Below are 17,748 nucleotides of genomic sequence, written 5' to 3'. Positions count from 1 at the left end.
ATGCCCCCCTTTACTTTTTCTTCTTTCCGCCAATTGCTCTTGCGGGACCTTTGCGTGTACGGGCATTGGTTTTGGTCCGCTGTCCGCGCACAGGCAGTCCACGACGATGGCGAAGGCCACGATAACTGCCGATTTCCATCAGTCTTTTAATGTTAAGGGACACTTCCCGACGCAGATCGCCTTCGACCTTAAATTCTTTATCAATAGTTTCCCTGATCTTGGCGACTTCGTCGTCTGTAAGATCTTTGACCCTGGTTTCAGGGTTAATCTGTGTTTTTGTCAGGATTTTTTTGGATTGAGAATTGCCGATACCATAGATGTAGGTAAGTGCAACCTCAACACGTTTGTCCCGAGGTATATCCACCCCTGCGATACGTGCCATCTAAATTTCACACCCCCGTTTTAATCGACGTTCGAAGTTCGATGTTCGAAGTCCGAATTATCAGTGCTTTTTCTTTGTCGTTATTTTTACTCGTTCTTGCTTTTTGATAACGCTTTTCGTAATGGTATACGTCAGCTGCAGATCAGTGTTCAGTGCTCGTCGTTTGACACCAAATGCTAGGATTGTATACCCCAACATCGTGCCTCGAACTTCGAACCTCGACTCTAGCCCTGGCGTTGCTTATGTTTCGGATTTTCGCAAATAACCATTACTTTTCCGTGCCGTCTAATAATTTTACACTTTTCACAAATCGGTTTCACAGAAGGTCTTACTTTCACCTGTGATCCCTCCCTTGCCTTACTTAAATCTGTATACAATTCTTCCTCTGGTCAAGTCATAGGGAGAAAGCTCCACCGTGACCCGGTCTCCAGGCAGGATTCTGATAAAATGCATCCGAATCTTGCCGGAAACGTGCGCCAGTACCTTATGACCATTATTTAATTCTACCGTAAACATTGCGTTTGGCAATGGTTCCAGTACTTTGCCTTCGACCTCAATCACATCTTCTTTTGACATTTGCGCCTATCCCTCCTTTGACATTTATTTACCGGTTTTCAGCCTTCAATTCGAGTTAGTATTTCCGGGCCATTTTCAGTGATGGCCACTGTATGTTCAAAATGCGCCGATGCTCGGCGATCTTTCGTTACTACAGTCCACTGGTTCTCAAGAGTTTCAACCTGATAGCCTCCTAAGTTGACCATTGGTTCTATCGCCAGGACCATTCCTACCTCGAGTCTCGGCCCCCTGCCGGGTTTGCCAAAATTGGGTACTTGAGGTTCTTCATGCATTTTTCTGCCGATTCCGTGACCTACATAGTCCCGAACAACCGACATTGTATTCTCTTCTACATACGTCTGAATAGCGTGGGATATATCAAACAGCCGGTTACCTTTCAGCGCCTGGGCAATTCCACACCTGAGAGATTCTTCAGTCACTGCCAGCAGATTTTGAAGTTCCCTGCTGATTTCTCCTACCGGCAGTGTGATCGCAGAATCACCGACGTATCCGTCAATGATTGCCCCGCAATCAATACTGATAATATCTCCACTTTTCAGGGCCCTTAAACCCGGGATCCCATGCACCACTTCTTCATTAATCGAAGTACACAGTGTTGCGGGGAAGCTGTTATACCCTTTGAAGGCAGGAATCGCATTGCATTTGCAAATGTAATCTTCCGCTGCTCTGTTCAGTTGTTCCGTAGTTACTCCCGGAGCAACCATTCTCCGCATCAGTTCCAGAGTTTCTGCCACGATCCGGCCAGCTTTCCGCATGCGGCCAAGCTGTTCCTTACTCTTCAGTTCAATCATGGCTTCTTACTCCAACACGCTGAGAACATCGCTGAAAACCTGCTTAATTTCTTTATCCCCTTGAATTCTCTTGAGTAAGCCTTGGTTGTTATAATATGCAATCAGGGGTTCAGTCTGTGTATTATACACGTTCAGCCGGTTTTGTGCTGTTTCAAGTGTGTCATCGCTTCTCTGGTAGAGTGCACCACCGCACTTGTCACAAACGTCCTGTTGTTTCGGAGCGTTGAAGACAGTATGGAAGGTTGCGCCGCACTGTTTGCAGACTCTTCTTCCGGTGAGCCTTTCCAAGAGATCCGCTTCGCCCAGTTCAATGTTGATAACTCCGTCCAGAGCAATTTTCATGTCGCTTAAGATTTTCGCCAATGCATCCGCCTGGGCAGCCGTACGGGGAAACCCGTCCAGAAGGAAACCATTTTGACAATCAGCCTGAGCCAATCTGTCGGCTACAATCCCAATCGTTACTTCATCCGGGACGAGGCCACCGGCATCCATGTATTCTTTGGCCTTCATTCCCAGGGCAGTCTGTTCCTTGATTGCGGCTCTGAACATATCCCCAGTTGAAATATGGGGTATATGATAATGCTCAATGAGCAAATCGGCTTGTGTTCCTTTTCCTGCTCCAGGAGGACCCATGAGTATCATTCTCATCTTGATCGCCTCCTACTTTAAAAATCCTTGATAGTGACGCTGCATCAGCTGATTCTCCATCTGTTTCATCGTATCAAGAGCAACGCTGACCACAATCAGCAGGGATGTTCCACCTAAATAGATGTTATCTATTCCAGTAAATCCCATAATCAGACTGGGGAGAACAGCAATCAGTGCCAGGAATATCCCACCTGCCAAAGTCACTCTGCTCAGGATTTTAAACAAATAATCTGAAGTCGGACGACCCGGACGAATTCCGGGAATAAAACCGCCGTACTTTTTAAGATTATCCGCGACATCTACAGGATTAAATGTAATTCCTGTATAGAAATAGGTAAAGAAGATGATAAGCAATGCGTACATAATCAAGTATGGTATCGAATAGGCTGAACCGTTCATGGACAGCCATTTCTGAGCAAACAGCGCGAACCCTGAATTCTGAGGAAACCAGGTCGCGATAGTTGCCGGAAAGGCCATTAAGGAAATACCGAAGATAATCGGAATGACACCGGCTTGATTTACTTTTAATGGGATATGAGAGCTCTGTCCGCCGTATTGTTTGCGTCCGACAACTCTCTTAGCATATTGGACCGGGATTCTTCTCTGGCCTTCCTGAATAAATACAACACCGGCAATAATCAGCGCTGCAATGACCACGATGCCCAGGATCGAGATCCAACCGATTTCCCCAACCTGCAGCAGGCTGACCAAATGCTTGATTGCATCCGGAATTCCAGCGACAATACCGGCAAAAATGATGAGCGAGATACCATTGCCAATGCCTTTTTCGGTGATCTGTTCGCCCAGCCACATCAGAAAAGCTGTACCTGCGGTCAGTACGATTGCAATCATCATGTAAATTGGAATCCTAAGCGACTCTTGAGGGATCGTAAGCGCGCCTCTTAAGCCGATGGTCAGTCCAAAACCGTTGATGAAGCCAAGTACAACAGTACCATAGCGGGTATACTGAACAATCTTTTTTCTGCCCTGATCGCCCTCTTTCGATAGTCTTTCCAGATAAGGAATGACGACCGTTAAGAGCTGAATAATGATTGAGGCAGTGATATAGGGCATGATACTTAACGAGAAAACAGAGAAGCGTTTCAGGGAGCCACCAGAGAATGTGTTGAAGAAATCAAACAATCCTCCACTGCCCATCATGTTTTGAAGCACTTCACGATCCATAAACGGAATCGGGATGTGAGCCCCAATCCTAAAGATCAGAAGCATAAGCAAGGTGAACCCTATTTTCTTTCTAATGCTTGGAACTTTCCAGGCATCCTTCAGGGTTTCAAGTATCAATTTATTCCACCTCTACTTTTCCACCGGCAGCAGTAATCTTCTCTGCTGCTGTTTTGCTTACCTTATGAACTTTTACGGTTAATGATTTGGTCAATTCCCCGTCTCCGAGTACTTTGACCCCATCCTTGACTTTATTGATGAGTCCAGTCTCAAATAAAGCTTCAATGGTAACTTCTTCACCATTTTCGAATCTTTCTTCAAGATCGGATACATTGATGACCTCATATTCTTTTCCAAAATTATTTGTAAAACCGCGTTTCGGAAGTCTGCGGGTAATGGGCATCTGGCCACCTTCAAATCCGGGACGGACACCACCGCCGGAACGGGCTTTCTGACCCTTGCTGCCACGGCCGGCTGTATTTCCAAGTCCCGAGCCGTTGCCTCTTCCAACACGTTTGCGTGATTTGGTCGAACCTTCTGCAGGTTTGAGTTCATGGAGTTTCAATATGGACACCTCCTTACTTGGTGCTGCGATACATTATTTTAGAGTATTTCTTCCACTGCCTTGCCGCGGGCTTTGGCAACATCAACGTCGCGCTTCAGGGCCTTGAGGCCGGCCATCGTTGCATTGACAACATTATGAGCATTGGAAGATCCCAGTGATTTTGTGAGTATATCTTTAACCCCTGCTACTTCGAGTACTGCACGCACCGGACCACCGGCAATAACTCCGGTACCTTTGGCAGCGGGTTTCAGCAGAACCTCGCCGGCACCAAATTGGCCGAGAATCGGATGCGGGATCGATGTTCCTTTTAAAGGTACAGCAATCAGATTCTTCTTAGCATCTTCTACGCCTTTACGAATAGCCTCCGGAACTTCGGTTGCTTTTCCGAGTCCTGCGCCGACAATACCATTGCCGTCGCCAACGACAACCAGAGCACTGAAGCTGAAACGTCTTCCGCCTTTAACAACTTTAGCAACACGGGCAATGTGTACAATTTTCTCGGTGAGCTCCAGTTTACTAGGATCGATATTTGACAATGATTTTCCCTCCTTTTCTAAAGATTAGAAGTCAAGTCCTGCTTCTCTGGCGGCTTCGGCCAAAGCTGCGACTCTGCCGTGATATAGACTGCCGCCGCGGTCATAGACCACTTTGGTAATTCCTTTATCCAGCGCATTTTTCGCAATGAGCTCGCCAACTTTTTTAGCTCCCTCAATGTTTCCTCCAGACAGCTCTGCTGCTTTAAACGCAGCATCAAGAGAAGAAGCTGCAGCCAGGGTAATTCCAAGGTCATCGTTAATAACCTGGGCATAAATATGGTTCAAGCTTCTAAATACCGCCATACGCGGTCTTTCGGCTGTGCCCTGGATTCTTTTGCGGACACTTTTATGCTTCTGTTTCAGAATTTGTCTGCGGTCACTTTTTTTAATCAAGCTCTTTCATCCTTTCTACGCGGCAAGAGATTTTGCCCTTACCTTATTTCTTACCGCCGGTTTTACCTTCCTTGCGGCGGATGACTTCTTTTTCGTATTTAATCCCTTTACCTTTATACGGTTCCGGTTCACGTTGCTTACGAACATCTGCAGCAAAATTACCGACTTGTTCCTTATCAATTCCTTTAATGATCACCTTGTTCGGTGCAGGAACTTCAATTTCAATCCCTTCATAGGGTTCCATTTCAACCGGATGAGATTTGCCGACAGTAAGCACAAGTTTTTTACCCGAAAGAGCAGCACGATAGCCTACTCCAACAAGATCCAAATTTTTGCTAAACCCGTTCGATACACCTTCCACCATATTGGCAAGAAGGGTGCGGGTCAGTCCGTGAAGCGAACGGTAGAAAGGTTCGTCGTTGGGACGGGTAACGCTGATTGTATTTTCTTCTACTTGAATAGCTATTTCAGGCCGGAATTCTCTGGTAAGCATTCCTTTAGGGCCTTTAACGGTAACGACCTGACCTTCTTGTTTAACTTCCACCCCGCCTGGAATGGTGATTGCTTTTCTACCAATTCGAGACATATTCTACACCTCCATCCTTTACCAAATATAGCAGATAACTTCTCCACCCAAGCCTTCATTGCGTGCCTGTCTGTCAGGCATGATGCCTTTGGAGGTAGATATCACAGCAACGCCCAAACCTCCTAAAACCTTAGGAATCTGGTCTTTTTTCGCATAAACTCTTAAGCCAGGACGGCTGATACGTTTCAAGCCGGTAATGACTCTTTCCCGGTTAGGGCCGTACTTGAGGTATAATCTCAAGACCCCCTGTTTATTGTCATCAATATATTCAAAATCCTTGATAAAGCCTTCCTGTTTCAGCAGTTCGGCCAGAGCCTTCTTGATACTTGAAGCAGGAATTTCTACTTTATCGTGGTAAACCATCCCGGCATTCCGGATCCGTGTCAGGAAATCGGCAATAGGATCTGATGTTGTTGACACTTTTATTTCCCCCTTTCTCCAATAATGCTTACCAACTAGCCTTCGTTACACCAGGCAGTTCGCCTTTATAAGCCAGTTCTCTGAAGCATATCCTGCATATTCCAAATTTCCTCATATAAGCATGCGGGCGGCCACATATTTTGCAGCGGTTATGCACACGTACAGAATATTTTGGTTGGTGACGAACAATCATTGACGTCTTGGCCATATCTTAAGCCTCCTTCATATCTAGTCCTTAAACGGCATTCTGAATGCTTTAAGCAGTTCTTTTGCTTCTTCATCCGTATTGGCCGTTGTTACAAAGACGATATCCATACCTCTGATTTTATCAATCTTGTCAAAGTTAATTTCCGGGAAAATGAGCTGTTCTTTGATGCCGAGAGTATAATTGCCTCTGCCGTCAAAAGCCTTGGCGGATACTCCCTGGAAATCTCTGACACGAGGAAGCGCTACGTTCAGCAGCCTGTCAACAAACTCATACATCCGGTCACCTCTTAAAGTAACCTTCACGCCAATCGGCATGCCTGCACGAAGCTTAAATGCTGCAATCGACTTCTTTGCCCGTGTTACGATCGGTTTTTGACCTGTGATCGTCATGAGATCATCTACAGCGGAATCAATGGCTTTCGGATTTTGAATGGCTTCTCCCAAACCTATATTGATAACCACTTTTTCCAAGCGCGGTGTTTGCATAATATTCTTATAATCGAACTTTTTCTGCAGAGCCGGGGTTATCTCATTTTTATAATAATCTCTTAAGCGAGCCACCAGAGTACCTCCCTTCCAGAATTACTTCTTATTTTCTTCCGGCAAATTGTGTCCGCAATTCTTGCAGACTCTCACTTTACCTTCTCCAGTAATCTTAACACTCTTCCTGGTGACAGAATTACATTCTGCACAAAACAGCATCACATTGGAGCTGTGAATCGGAGCTTCTTTATCGACGATTCCACCTTGGGGCATATCTTTGGTCGGCTTCTGATGTTTCTTTACAACGTTGACCTTCTCGACCACAACTCTGCCCTTCTGAGTTAGAACTTCAAGAACCTTGCCTTTTTTCCCGGCATCCTTGCCGGATATCACCATGACCATATCGCCTTTTCTGACGTTTACTTTTGTTTTTTCGGCGGACATTATAACTTCACCTCCGTCCGGTTTTTTCTATAGTACTTCCGGTGCCAGCGAAACGATTTTCATGTAATCCTTTTCTCTGAGTTCACGGGCAACGGGTCCAAAAATACGCGTTCCTTTCGGACTCTTGTCATCTTTGATAATAACTGCCGCATTTTCGGAGAATCGGATATATGAACCGTCTGGTCTTTTAATTTCTTTGGTAGTACGGACAACAACAGCTTTGACAACATCACCTTTTTTGACAACGCCGCCTGGTGTTGCTTCTTTAACCGCAGCAACGATGATATCACCAATTGATGCGTAACGACGTTTAGAACCACCCAACACACGGATACATAAAAGTTTTTTTGCTCCGGTATTATCTCCCACTTTAAGGGTTGATTCAGCCTGAATCATTGGGCGGAACCTCCTTTCTTAGCAGCTTGATATTTCCTCGGCTTAGAGAATAACCGCTTTTTCAACAACTTTGACCAGTCTCCAGTTTTTTTCCTTGCTTAACGGTCTGGTCTCCATAATCAGGACGGTATCCCCTAGTCTAGCCTCGTTATTCTCATCATGCGCCTTATATTTTTTGGTAACCTTTACTGTTTTATGATAGATTGGATGTTTTTTTCTGGTTTCAATTGCCACAACAATCGTTTTATCCATTTTATCGCTGACAACTTTGCCATATTGCGTTTTGCGCATTGTTCTTTCCAATGTTTTTGCCTCCTTTCCTACCTTAAGCACGTTTGAGCTCGCGCTCACGGAGAATGGTTTTGCCTCTCGCGATCCCTTTACGGACCTCTTTGATCCGCATCGGGTTATCAAGTTGTCCGGTAGCTAATTGGAAACGCAAATTGAATAATTCCGTTTTGAGCCCGTCAATCTGTTTCAGGAGCTCTTCATCGGTCATATCGGGAAAATTCTTATTCTTCGCCATCTGCGCCACCTCCAACCTGTTCTTCAGCCTGATCCTCTTTACGGACAAACTTACATTTAATCGGAAGTTTATGTGCTGCGAGCCTTAACGCTTCACGGGCAACTTCCTCAGAAACACCGGCGAGTTCAAACATGACTCTGTTGGGTTTGATAACAGCAATCCAGTATTCCGGAGTACCTTTACCACTACCCATTCTGGTCTCAGCCGGTTTTGCAGTGATCGGCCTGTCAGGAAAGATATTAATCCATACTTTACCGCCACGCTTAATGTAACGGGTCATTGCAATACGAGCTGCCTCAATCTGCCGGTTAGTAACCCAGGCATTCTCGAGTGCCATAAGTCCATATTCACCGTAAACGACTTTAGTACCTCTCTGAGCCTTTCCTTTAAGGCTCGGACGATGTTGTTTACGATGCTTTACTCTGGTTGGTACTAACATTTTATAATCCTCCTTCCTCCTGAACGGACTTCTTGGTCGGAAGAACTTCTCCACGGTAAATCCATACTTTTACGCCGATTTTGCCATACGTTGTATTGGCTTCGGAAAATCCATAGTCAATATCTGCACGCAGCGTATGAAGAGGAACTTTTCCCTCGTTATACCATTCTGTACGGGCAATTTCAGCTCCACCCAGACGTCCGCTGCATGAAATCTTGATCCCTTGAGCACCTGCACGCATGGTGCGGCCTACGGTCTGTTTCATCGCTCTCCGGAAGGAAATACGTTTTTCAAGCTGCTGAGCGACACTATCAGCCACCAGCTTGGCATCCAATTCAGGCTTTTTAATTTCAACAATATTAACTGCAACCTGTTTGCCGGTCATCGTTTCTAATGCCTTGCGCAGGTTCTCAACTTCAGCGCCGCCGCGGCCAATTACGATCCCGGGTTTTGCAGCATGAACAGATACTTTGACCCGATTTGCAGCGCGCTCTATTTCAACTTTAGGAACTCCGGCTTGTTGGAGTTTGTCGGTTACAAATTTACGGATTTTTAAGTCTTCGTGGAGGAGCTCCCTGTAGTTCTTATCAGCATACCAGCGGCCTTCCCACGAACGGATAATGCCAATACGAAGACCTTTGGGGTTAACTTTTTGACCCATGCTTTGCCTATTCCTCCTTCTTATCCCCGACGACAACGGTAATGTGACTGGTCCGTTTGCGGATCCTGTCAGCTCTTCCCTGCGCCCGGGGCATGATACGCTTTAAGGTTGGTCCTTGATCAACGAATACTTTGGTAACATACAGATCATCCGGACTCATTTCCAGGTTGTGTTCCGCGTTTGCTACTGCTGACTTCAGCACCTTGCCAACCGGTTCAGCAGATATATTCGGCGTAAATTTCAAGATCGCCATCGCTTCTTCAACTTTCTTACCGCGAATCAGATCTACAACCAGGCGCACCTTGCGAGGAGAGATACGGATAAATTTAGCAACTGCTTTTGTTTCCATTTTTCTTTACCTCCTCTCAACTAGCGTAAGCCGCTCGATTTTTCACTTCCGGCATGTCCTTTGAAAGTCCGGGTCAGTGCAAACTCACCAAGTTTATGCCCAACCATATCTTCTGTAATATAAACAGGTACATGCTTGCGTCCGTCATGGACGGCAATCGTATGACCAATCATCTGCGGGAAAATGGTGGATCGTCTGGACCAAGTCTTCAATACTCTCTTCTCGCCGTTTTTATTCATATCTTCCACCCGTTCTAACAAACGAGCGCTGACATAAGGTCCCTTTTTTAGAGATCTGCCCATTATGAGGTCTCCTTTCGCTTACTTCTTATCTCTACGCTTGACAATAAACTTATTGCTTTGGTTCTTCTTTTTCCTGGTCTTGGCGCCAAGGGCGGGTTTACCCCAAGGAGTAACAGGATTACGTCCAATCGGGTTACGTCCTTCACCACCGCCGTGGGGGTGATCACACGGGTTCATGACTGAACCGCGGACTGTCGGACGAATCCCAAGCCAACGGGATCTTCCGGCTTTACCGATCGTCACGTTTTCATAATCCAAGTTCCCGACCTGGCCAATCGTGGCCCGGCACTCGATATGAATCATTCTCATTTCTCCCGACGGGAGTCTGAGCGTTGCATAACTGCCTTCTTTGGCCATCAACTGAGCTGATCCACCGGCCGAACGAACTAACTGGCCGCCTTTGCCGGGTTTCATCTCAATATTATGAATCAGTGTTCCAACCGGGATATTCTTGAGCTTTAACGTATTGCCGACTTTAATATCAGCCTGTTCGCCGCTTACAATTTCCTGGCCCACCTTAAGTCCATTGGGAGCAATAATGTAACTTTTAAAGCCGTCAGCATAGTTCAGAAGAGCGATGTTAGCAGAACGGTTCGGATCATATTCAATGCTAGCAACCTTGGCAGGAACGCCATCTTTGATTCTTTTAAAATCTATCAGACGATAACGTCTCTTATGACCGCCGCCTTGATGACGGACTGTCAAACGTCCTGTATTATTCCTTCCAGCCTTCTTGCGCAGGGGAGCGATAAGGGAACGTTCAGGCTCATTCCTGGTAATCTCATCGAAATTCAGTACAGTCATCTGTCTGCGTCCCGGAGATGTTGGTTTGTACGATCTAATTGGCATTTTTTTCTACCTCCTTTGCCTTAAAACTACAGACCTGCAAATCCTTCAATTTTGTCGCCGGCCTTCAGGGTTACGATAGCTTTCTTCCTTGTAGGTGTCATGCCCGAATAACGGCCCTGGCGTTTTTCTTTTCCTTTAACCTTCATGGTGCGAACGTCATCAACTTTAACTTTGAACATTTTCTCTACAGCTGATTTGATTTCAATCTTATTCGCTGCAGTGCTAACCCAGAAGGAGTATTTGTTTTCCTCTACCAATCCGACCGATTTTTCAGAAATGACCGGTCGAATCAATACGTCACGAGCATCACGCATTGCTCAGCACCTCCTCAGTCCTCATCACAGCCGCCTTGGTAAATACCACAAAATCATATTTTAAAAGATCTATAACATTTAAGGCATCCGCTCTTGAGGTAAGCACTCCCTGAATGTTGCGTGCAGAGACCAGAACGTTATTATCGTCATTGTTCTCGACAACGAGAAGCGCTTTTTTATCAATTTTCAGAGCTTCCAGAAGTTTAACCATTTCTTTAGTTTTTGGCTGCTCAAATCTGATTTGATCAACTACAATCAGATTGTTGTCAATCACTTTGCTGGAAAGTGCCGAGCACAGAGCCAGTCTCTTCACTTTCTTAGGAAGCTTTTTACTATAGTCTCTCGGTTTTGGTCCAAAGACGATGCCGCCGCCTCTCCAGAGCGGTGAACGGATTGTGCCGGCTCTGGCCCGACCTGTTCCTTTCTGTTTCCAAGGCTTGCGACCGCCGCCTCTAACTTCGCTCCGACCTAATGTAGAATGGGTGCCGACTCTGGCGTTGGCCAGCTGGGCTACAACAGCGGAATGCATAACATGAGTATTGGGCTTTATTCCAAATATCGTTTCATTTAATTCCATTTCTCCAACCGGAGATCCTTGCATATTTACAACCTGTACCTTAGGCATTGCTTTTTCCTCCTTTCTTACGGATTATTTCGCTTTAACCGATTTTTTCAGTATCAGCAGGCTTTTTTTAGCACCAGGTACGCATCCTCGAATAAGGATGTAGTTTTTATCAGTATCAACCCTTACAACTTCAAGGTTTTGAACCGTAACTCTTTCTCCGCCCATCCGTCCAGGTAAATTTCTTCCCTTGAAAACACGAGCCGGCCCTTTCGCGCCCATGGAACCTGTACGATGATGATATTTTGATCCATGACCCATGGGTCCGCGGCGGGATCCATGACGCTTATGCATACCAGCAAAGCCCTTACCCTTGGAAGTCCCAACTACATCAATTTTGTCCCCGACTGCAAAGACATCCGCTTTGATTTCCTGACCAACTTCATAGGAATCTGCTTCAGCAGTTCTGAATTCCTTGATAAAGCGCATGAATTTGACACCGGATTTCTTGAAATGACCTTTTTCAGGCTTGTTTGCCAGATTTTCTCTTTTTTCATCAAATCCAACCTGAATTGCGTTATAACCGTCTGAAGCTTCAGTTTTTTTCTGCAGGACATAACAAGGACCAGCCTGAACAACAGTTACCGGAATCACTTTTCCGTCTTCTGCAAAAATTTGGGTCATACCCACTTTTTTACCCAGAATTCCTCTAGACACGACGCCACCTCCTGTACACTTTGAAGTGCACCGTCTGAAACGGGGCACGAGAGTGTAATCAATTAATATATTATATGCGTTTAGCAACACTTACCCCCAAAGGTGTTCCACACCTCCGGGTGTTTCGTGTCACAAACATATCTATTTTACCACATATTCTAGAAAAACGCCAGACTTTAATTATAATTTAATTTCGATATCTACACCGGAAGGCAGATCCAGTCTCATCAGTGCATCCACTGTTTTCGAGGTAGGATCAATGATATCGATCAATCTCTTGTGCGTTCTCATTTCAAACTGTTCGCGAGAATCCTTGTTGACATGCGGAGAACGTAAAATAGTGTAAATACTCTTTTCTGTCGGAAGGGGTATTGGCCCATTAACGCTCGCACCGGTTCTTTTCGCGGTATCAACAATTCTTTCTGCCGACTGATCAAGCGTTTTGTGGTCAAAGGCCTTCAGCCGAATTCTAATCTTTTGGTTCATTTCTTTACCTCCTAAATAGTTCGCCTGTTATACAGGACTATTGGCGCAAAAATTCCCTGCCTTACGGCGGAGTCACCGAAGACAGCAACCTTTTGCGTAGAGAGCATCCTCGCTCCTTGGCATCCTTGGCACTCGACATCAGCTCATCCGTGAGCGTCAGGGAAGCTGCGCAGACAATCTCCGGCAGCTTCCCTTGATATCAACAGCTAATTATTCGACAACTTTGGCTACAACGCCGGATCCAACAGTACGTCCGCCTTCACGTATAGCGAAGCGGAGCCCCTCTTCCATAGCAATCGGGGTGATCAGTTCGCACTCGATGGATACGCGGTCACCAGGCATAATCATTTCTGTACCTTCTGGGAGTCTGATTACGCCGGTAACGTCAGTTGTTCTGAAGTAAAACTGAGGACGGTAATTATTAAAGAAAGGAGTATGACGTCCACCTTCTTCTTTACTCAGAATGTATACTTCACCGCTAAACTTCGTATGCGGTTTAATACTTCCTGGTTTAGCCAGAACCTGTCCGCGCTCAATGTCTTTACGCTCAACACCACGCAGCAGCGCGCCGATATTGTCGCCGGCCTGAGCCTGATCAAGCAGTTTACGGAACATTTCTACGCCTGTGCAAACACTCTTACGCGGTTTTTCAGAAAGACCAACGATTTCAATTTCATCGCCGACTTTAAGAATGCCACGCTCTACACGTCCGGTAGCAACCGTACCACGTCCTGTAATGGTGAAAACGTCTTCTACAGGCATCAAGAACGGTTTGTCGACAGCGCGCTCCGGCTGAGGAATATAGCTGTCAACAGCATCCATCAGATTCCAGATCTTTCCACACCATTCGCACTCTCTCTGGCCGCATCCGCACTCCAGAGCTTTGAGTCCGGAACCGGGAATAACAGGAATGTCATCACCAGGGAACTCATATTCACTTAACAGCTCACGAACTTCCATTTCAACCAGTTCGAGAAGTTCAGGATCATCAACCATATCAACCTTGTTCAGCCATACAACGATGTAAGGCACACCTACCTGACGGGCAAGTAGAATGTGTTCACGCGTCTGAGGCATCGGGCCGTCAGCAGCGGATACAACCAGGATGGCGCCGTCCATCTGAGCAGCACCGGTGATCATGTTTTTAACATAGTCGGCATGGCCTGGGCAGTCAACGTGCGCATAGTGACGGTTAGCCGTTTCATACTCAACGTGAGCAGTAGAAATCGTAATTCCGCGTTCACGCTCTTCAGGCGCTTTGTCGATCTGATCAAATGCAGTTGCTACAGCACCGCCGACCTTGGACAAAACGAATGTAATCGCAGCAGTCGTTGTTGTTTTACCATGGTCAACGTGGCCAATTGTGCCTACGTTAACGTGCGGTTTGGAACGGTCAAATTTTTGTTTACCCATTGAAGTTTCACTCCTTAAAAAAAATTTAAAATTGATATGATTTGCAGCTAATTTCTATATTAAGCCCCCTGCCTCTTGGCAATGATGCCTTCGGCAATATTCTTGGGCACTTCCTCATAGTGGTCAGTCTGCATGCTATATACACCCCTACCTTGGGTGCGGGAACGGAGTTCCGTTGAATAACCAAACATTTCCGAGAGAGGTACGAAACCGCGAATAATCTGGGCGCCCGAACGGGTTTCCATTCCTTCGATTCTTCCTCTTCTCGAGTTAAGGTCACCAATGACGTCTCCCATATATTCTTCAGGAACCGTTACTTCAACTCTCATCATAGGTTCAAGAATTGCCGGATCTGCCTTCATTGCCGCAGCTTTAAATGCCATAGAACCAGCTATTTTGAAAGCCATTTCCGAAGAGTCTACATCATGGTATGAGCCATCAACTACCGTAGCCTTAACATCCAAAACTGGATAACCCGCGAGAATTCCATTTTGTAATGCTTCCTCAATACCCGCTCCAATTGGACTGATGTATTCTTTAGGAATAGATCCTCCAACGATTTTGCTTTCGAAAACAAAACCTGAACCAGGTTCAAGAGGTTGGAATTCGACCCAGCAATGTCCATACTGTCCACGTCCGCCGGACTGTCTTACATATTTACCTTCAGCTTTGACAGTCTTACGGATCGTTTCTTTATAGGCAACCTGCGGACGACCGACATTACAATCGACTTTAAATTCTCTCATCAGTCTATCTACGATAATCTCCAGATGAAGTTCTCCCATCCCAGAAATAATTGTCTGTCCAGTCTCTTCGTCTGTGCGCATTTTGAAAGTAGGATCTTCTTCAGCGAGCTTCGCAAGCGAACCACCAAGTCTCTCCTGGTCAGCTTTCGTTTTCGGCTCAATCGAGATATGGATAACGGGTTCGGGGAATACCATCGCTTCAAGAATAATTGGATTTTTCTCATCACACAGGGAATCTCCGGTACTGACATCTTTAATTCCGACAGCTGCTGCAATATCTCCAGCGCGGACTTCATCAACATCCTCCCGGTGATTGGCGTGCATTCTCAGAATTCGGCCAATTCTTTCCTTCTTACCCTTCGTCGAGTTCGTGATATAAGAACCCGCGCTGAGCGTTCCGGAATAAACGCGGAAGAACGTCAATTTTCCGACATAAGGATCCGACATAATTTTAAATGCCAATGCTGAAAAAGGTGCGTTATCATCGGAATGACGCACGTCTTCCTCACCGGTATCCGGATCGACACCTTTAATAGCAGGCACATCGAGTGGTGACGGCATATAATCGACAACAGCGTCAAGCAAAGGTTGAACCCCTTTGTTCTTGAAAGATGATCCGCATAAAACCGGGATAAATTTCAATCCAATTGTACCTATGCGAATTGCGTTCTTAATTTCTTGTTCAGTAATATCTCCGCCCTCAAGATACTTTAACATCAATTCTTCATCGACATCGGAAACCGCTTCCAGTAATTTTTCACGGTACTCCATTGCCAGTGAAACCATGTCTTCAGGGATTTCGGATACATCACTTGCTGTCCCGAGGTCATCCGTGTACACTGTTGCTTTCATGGTAACCAAATCCACAATCCCGCTAAATTTGTCTTCAGTTCCAATCGGAAGCTGAATAGGAACAGGATTTGATCCCAGGCGGTCAACAATCATGGAAACTCCACGGAAAAAATCCGCACCGACTCTGTCCATCTTATTTATATAAGCGATACGAGGTACACCGTATTTGTCGGCCTGGCGCCAAACTGTTTCCGACTGAGGCTCAACACCGCCAACTGAACAGAACACCGCTACAGCGCCGTCCAGTACACGCAGAGAGCGCTCGACCTCAACGGTAAAATCAACGTGCCCGGGTGTGTCGATGATATTAACATTGTGCCCTTTCCATTGACAGGTGGTAGCTGCAGAAGTAATGGTAATCCCACGCTCCTGCTCCTGAACCATCCAATCCATCGTGGCAGCACCATCATGCACTTCACCGATTTTATGAACACGGCCAGTGTAAAATAAGATGCGCTCTGTGGTTGTGGTCTTTCCAGCATCAATATGCGCCATGATGCCGATATTCCGAGTTTTCTCCAAGGGAACTTGCCTTGCCACTTATTATCAGCCTTTCTATCCAGATAAATAAACTCTAAAGTACCCCCAAGCTAATCATTGTGATTACCAGCGATAATGGGCAAAAGCCTTGTTTGCTTCGGCCATTTTATGGGTATCTTCTTTTTTCTTATAAGAACCGCCAGTGTTGTTGGCAGCATCCATTAGCTCTCCGGCCAGTTTTTCCTGCATGGTTTTTTCTCCCCTTTTACGGGCATACTCAACCAGCCAGCGCAGGCCTAGGGTCAGACGACGATCCACACGTACTTCGATCGGCACCTGATAGTTGGCACCACCGACTCTGCGTGCTTTGACTTCTAATACAGGCATAACATTTTTTAATGCTGTCTCAAATACTTCGATCGGATCTTTACCGGTCTTATCTTGAATAATCTGAAAGGCATTATAGCAATTCGATTCAGCAACACCTTTTTTGCCGTCAAGCATAATCTGGTTGATAAATTTTGTGACGGTCTTATTCTTATAGATTGGATCCGGCAGGATCTCTCTTTTCGCAATATAACCTTTTCTGGGCAACTGTATTCCTCCTTTCTAAAAACACTGCAATAAAATAGAGTGCAACCAAAATATAACATATTTTAGGCTACGATACTTATACATTATTTTTTCTTAGGTCTCTTGGCCCCATACTTGGAACGAGCCTGACTACGGTTTTGAACACCGGTTGTATCCAATGCCCCACGAACGATATGATAACGTACGCCCGGAAGATCCTTAACACGGCCTCCACGAACCAGAACTACGGAGTGTTCCTGAAGGTTATGGCCGATTCCAGGAATATACGTGGTTATTTCAATGCCATTGGTCAGGCGGACACGGGCTACCTTTCTCAGAGCAGAATTCGGTTTTTTAGGTGTTGTGGTATACACTCTCGTACATACCCCTCTCTTTTGTGGAGAACCACCCGAAGGAAAATCCTTGCGTTTCAGCGAATTATGTCCCCATTGCAGAGCAGGAGCGGTCGATTTTGTAATAACCTTTTCTCTCCCTTTGCGGATAAGCTGATGAATTGTCGGCATAACTGCACCTCCTTCCTGTAATAATTATTCTACAAAAATCAGATGGTTTTTGGCAACCAAGAAAGCTGTTTATAGGAACCCTAGTCATTCAGAATGGCTGCGACTGCAGCACCCACTTTAATACCACAGGCTTTACCCAATTCAGTCATCGTAGGAACTTCCTTGATTTCAATTTGTCTGACAGCACACATCTCCAGGATCGGGCGAAGAAGCTTTTTATCTGCATCCTTGGCAAGATAAATACTGCCGACTTCGCCTTTCTCCAGCGCCCGGCTGGTTTGTTTAAGACCAACCACAACTCTTTGCGTTTTTTTTATAGATTCATCAAGCATTTTAAAATGCTCTC

General features: G+C 45.8%; 31 protein-coding genes. All 31 read right to left on the bottom strand.

Translation table 11 applies throughout. The annotated features are described in order from the left end of the window. Positions 1 to 10: 10 nt before the first annotated feature. The 31 genes from rpsM to AAH944_RS02125 all read right to left on the bottom strand — a co-directional run bounded on the left by rpsM (position 11) and on the right by AAH944_RS02125 (position 17,734). Complete coding sequence (rpsM, locus tag AAH944_RS02275) at positions 11 to 382, bottom strand: 30S ribosomal protein S13 (protein ID WP_415536132.1); 372 nt, start codon at positions 380 to 382, stop codon at positions 11 to 13. Between the two features lie 224 nt (positions 383 to 606). Then, positions 607 to 720 carry a 50S ribosomal protein L36 gene (rpmJ, locus tag AAH944_RS02270; protein WP_021315208.1) on the bottom strand — a complete coding sequence of 38 codons (114 nt, stop codon included), beginning with the start codon at positions 718 to 720 and terminating at the stop codon, positions 607 to 609. Positions 721 to 739: 19 nt separating this feature from the next. Continuing rightward, complete coding sequence (infA, locus tag AAH944_RS02265) at positions 740 to 958, bottom strand: translation initiation factor IF-1 (RefSeq protein ID WP_015043920.1); 219 nt, start codon at positions 956 to 958, stop codon at positions 740 to 742. A gap of 38 nt (positions 959 to 996) precedes the next feature. Beyond that, positions 997 to 1,749 (bottom strand): type I methionyl aminopeptidase, encoded by a 753-nt coding sequence (map, locus tag AAH944_RS02260; RefSeq protein WP_415536131.1) that lies wholly within the window; start codon positions 1,747 to 1,749, stop codon positions 997 to 999. Between the two features lie 6 nt (positions 1,750 to 1,755). Next, on the bottom strand, positions 1,756 to 2,397 hold the full coding sequence (locus tag AAH944_RS02255; protein ID WP_415536130.1) for an adenylate kinase: 642 nt from the start codon (positions 2,395 to 2,397) through the stop codon (positions 1,756 to 1,758). A gap of 12 nt (positions 2,398 to 2,409) precedes the next feature. Next, positions 2,410 to 3,699, bottom strand: a complete 1,290-nt coding sequence (secY, locus tag AAH944_RS02250; RefSeq protein ID WP_415536128.1) for a preprotein translocase subunit SecY — start codon at positions 3,697 to 3,699, stop codon at positions 2,410 to 2,412. Between the two features lies 1 nt (position 3,700). Next, positions 3,701 to 4,144, bottom strand: coding sequence for a 50S ribosomal protein L15 (gene rplO, locus AAH944_RS02245; protein WP_020491295.1), 444 nt, complete (start codon positions 4,142 to 4,144; stop codon positions 3,701 to 3,703). 38 nt (positions 4,145 to 4,182) lie between these two features. Next, positions 4,183 to 4,680: a 30S ribosomal protein S5 gene (gene rpsE / locus AAH944_RS02240; RefSeq protein ID WP_015043925.1), complete on the bottom strand. Its 498-nt coding sequence runs from the start codon at positions 4,678 to 4,680 to the stop codon at positions 4,183 to 4,185. Between the two features lie 24 nt (positions 4,681 to 4,704). Further along, entirely contained in the window at positions 4,705 to 5,073 is a 369-nt protein-coding gene (rplR, locus tag AAH944_RS02235; protein WP_415536126.1) for a 50S ribosomal protein L18, read from the bottom strand. 43 nt (positions 5,074 to 5,116) lie between these two features. After that, the gene (gene rplF, locus AAH944_RS02230; RefSeq protein ID WP_415536125.1) at positions 5,117 to 5,659 is read right to left on the bottom strand and encodes a 50S ribosomal protein L6; all 543 of its coding nucleotides are present in this window, start codon (positions 5,657 to 5,659) and stop codon (positions 5,117 to 5,119) included. 18 nt (positions 5,660 to 5,677) lie between these two features. Further along, positions 5,678 to 6,079, bottom strand: coding sequence for a 30S ribosomal protein S8 (gene rpsH / locus AAH944_RS02225; protein ID WP_415536123.1), 402 nt, complete (start codon positions 6,077 to 6,079; stop codon positions 5,678 to 5,680). A gap of 28 nt (positions 6,080 to 6,107) precedes the next feature. Next, positions 6,108 to 6,287, bottom strand: coding sequence for a type Z 30S ribosomal protein S14 (locus AAH944_RS02220; protein WP_015043929.1), 180 nt, complete (start codon positions 6,285 to 6,287; stop codon positions 6,108 to 6,110). Between the two features lie 20 nt (positions 6,288 to 6,307). Further along, on the bottom strand, positions 6,308 to 6,847 hold the full coding sequence (gene rplE, locus AAH944_RS02215; RefSeq protein WP_415536120.1) for a 50S ribosomal protein L5: 540 nt from the start codon (positions 6,845 to 6,847) through the stop codon (positions 6,308 to 6,310). A gap of 21 nt (positions 6,848 to 6,868) precedes the next feature. Beyond that, positions 6,869 to 7,213, bottom strand: a complete 345-nt coding sequence (gene rplX / locus AAH944_RS02210; RefSeq protein ID WP_415536118.1) for a 50S ribosomal protein L24 — start codon at positions 7,211 to 7,213, stop codon at positions 6,869 to 6,871. A 27-nt stretch (positions 7,214 to 7,240) separates the two neighbouring features. After that, positions 7,241 to 7,609: a 50S ribosomal protein L14 gene (gene rplN, locus AAH944_RS02205; protein WP_015043932.1), complete on the bottom strand. Its 369-nt coding sequence runs from the start codon at positions 7,607 to 7,609 to the stop codon at positions 7,241 to 7,243. A 42-nt stretch (positions 7,610 to 7,651) separates the two neighbouring features. Further along, on the bottom strand, positions 7,652 to 7,912 hold the full coding sequence (gene rpsQ / locus AAH944_RS02200) for a 30S ribosomal protein S17 (protein WP_015043933.1): 261 nt from the start codon (positions 7,910 to 7,912) through the stop codon (positions 7,652 to 7,654). Between the two features lie 22 nt (positions 7,913 to 7,934). Then, entirely contained in the window at positions 7,935 to 8,135 is a 201-nt protein-coding gene (gene rpmC / locus AAH944_RS02195; RefSeq protein ID WP_015043934.1) for a 50S ribosomal protein L29, read from the bottom strand. Continuing rightward, positions 8,122 to 8,574, bottom strand: a complete 453-nt coding sequence (gene rplP, locus AAH944_RS02190; protein ID WP_019225212.1) for a 50S ribosomal protein L16 — start codon at positions 8,572 to 8,574, stop codon at positions 8,122 to 8,124. The genes rpmC and rplP overlap by 14 nt, the downstream gene beginning before the upstream one ends. A 1-nt stretch (position 8,575) precedes the next feature. Continuing rightward, positions 8,576 to 9,235: a 30S ribosomal protein S3 gene (gene rpsC / locus AAH944_RS02185; protein ID WP_020491305.1), complete on the bottom strand. Its 660-nt coding sequence runs from the start codon at positions 9,233 to 9,235 to the stop codon at positions 8,576 to 8,578. A 7-nt stretch (positions 9,236 to 9,242) separates the two neighbouring features. Then, on the bottom strand, positions 9,243 to 9,584 hold the full coding sequence (gene rplV / locus AAH944_RS02180; RefSeq protein ID WP_019225211.1) for a 50S ribosomal protein L22: 342 nt from the start codon (positions 9,582 to 9,584) through the stop codon (positions 9,243 to 9,245). Positions 9,585 to 9,604: 20 nt separating this feature from the next. After that, entirely contained in the window at positions 9,605 to 9,886 is a 282-nt protein-coding gene (rpsS, locus tag AAH944_RS02175; RefSeq protein ID WP_015043938.1) for a 30S ribosomal protein S19, read from the bottom strand. A gap of 18 nt (positions 9,887 to 9,904) precedes the next feature. Then, positions 9,905 to 10,735: a 50S ribosomal protein L2 gene (rplB, locus tag AAH944_RS02170; protein ID WP_015043939.1), complete on the bottom strand. Its 831-nt coding sequence runs from the start codon at positions 10,733 to 10,735 to the stop codon at positions 9,905 to 9,907. A gap of 26 nt (positions 10,736 to 10,761) precedes the next feature. Continuing rightward, entirely contained in the window at positions 10,762 to 11,049 is a 288-nt protein-coding gene (rplW, locus tag AAH944_RS02165) for a 50S ribosomal protein L23 (protein WP_015043940.1), read from the bottom strand. Then, positions 11,042 to 11,674 carry a 50S ribosomal protein L4 gene (gene rplD / locus AAH944_RS02160; RefSeq protein WP_415536113.1) on the bottom strand — a complete coding sequence of 211 codons (633 nt, stop codon included), beginning with the start codon at positions 11,672 to 11,674 and terminating at the stop codon, positions 11,042 to 11,044. The genes rplW and rplD overlap by 8 nt, the downstream gene beginning before the upstream one ends. 24 nt (positions 11,675 to 11,698) lie before the next feature. After that, the gene (gene rplC / locus AAH944_RS02155) at positions 11,699 to 12,328 is read right to left on the bottom strand and encodes a 50S ribosomal protein L3 (protein WP_415536111.1); all 630 of its coding nucleotides are present in this window, start codon (positions 12,326 to 12,328) and stop codon (positions 11,699 to 11,701) included. A 180-nt stretch (positions 12,329 to 12,508) separates the two neighbouring features. Continuing rightward, complete coding sequence (rpsJ, locus tag AAH944_RS02150; RefSeq protein WP_015043943.1) at positions 12,509 to 12,814, bottom strand: 30S ribosomal protein S10; 306 nt, start codon at positions 12,812 to 12,814, stop codon at positions 12,509 to 12,511. Positions 12,815 to 13,024: 210 nt separating this feature from the next. Further along, positions 13,025 to 14,227, bottom strand: a complete 1,203-nt coding sequence (gene tuf / locus AAH944_RS02145) for an elongation factor Tu (RefSeq protein ID WP_415536109.1) — start codon at positions 14,225 to 14,227, stop codon at positions 13,025 to 13,027. Between the two features lie 59 nt (positions 14,228 to 14,286). Next, positions 14,287 to 16,365: an elongation factor G gene (gene fusA, locus AAH944_RS02140; protein WP_415536107.1), complete on the bottom strand. Its 2,079-nt coding sequence runs from the start codon at positions 16,363 to 16,365 to the stop codon at positions 14,287 to 14,289. Positions 16,366 to 16,428: 63 nt separating this feature from the next. Next, positions 16,429 to 16,899 (bottom strand): 30S ribosomal protein S7, encoded by a 471-nt coding sequence (gene rpsG, locus AAH944_RS02135; RefSeq protein WP_015043946.1) that lies wholly within the window; start codon positions 16,897 to 16,899, stop codon positions 16,429 to 16,431. An 83-nt stretch (positions 16,900 to 16,982) separates the two neighbouring features. Then, complete coding sequence (gene rpsL / locus AAH944_RS02130) at positions 16,983 to 17,402, bottom strand: 30S ribosomal protein S12 (protein WP_020491312.1); 420 nt, start codon at positions 17,400 to 17,402, stop codon at positions 16,983 to 16,985. An 80-nt stretch (positions 17,403 to 17,482) separates the two neighbouring features. After that, the gene (locus AAH944_RS02125; RefSeq protein ID WP_415536104.1) at positions 17,483 to 17,734 is read right to left on the bottom strand and encodes a L7Ae/L30e/S12e/Gadd45 family ribosomal protein; all 252 of its coding nucleotides are present in this window, start codon (positions 17,732 to 17,734) and stop codon (positions 17,483 to 17,485) included. Positions 17,735 to 17,748: the final 14 nt, after the last annotated feature.

The organism is Dehalobacter sp. CP (assembly GCF_047652685.1).
Lineage (GTDB): Bacteria > Bacillota > Desulfitobacteriia > Desulfitobacteriales > Syntrophobotulaceae > Dehalobacter.
This window is presented reverse-complemented; position numbering and strand designations above follow the sequence as displayed.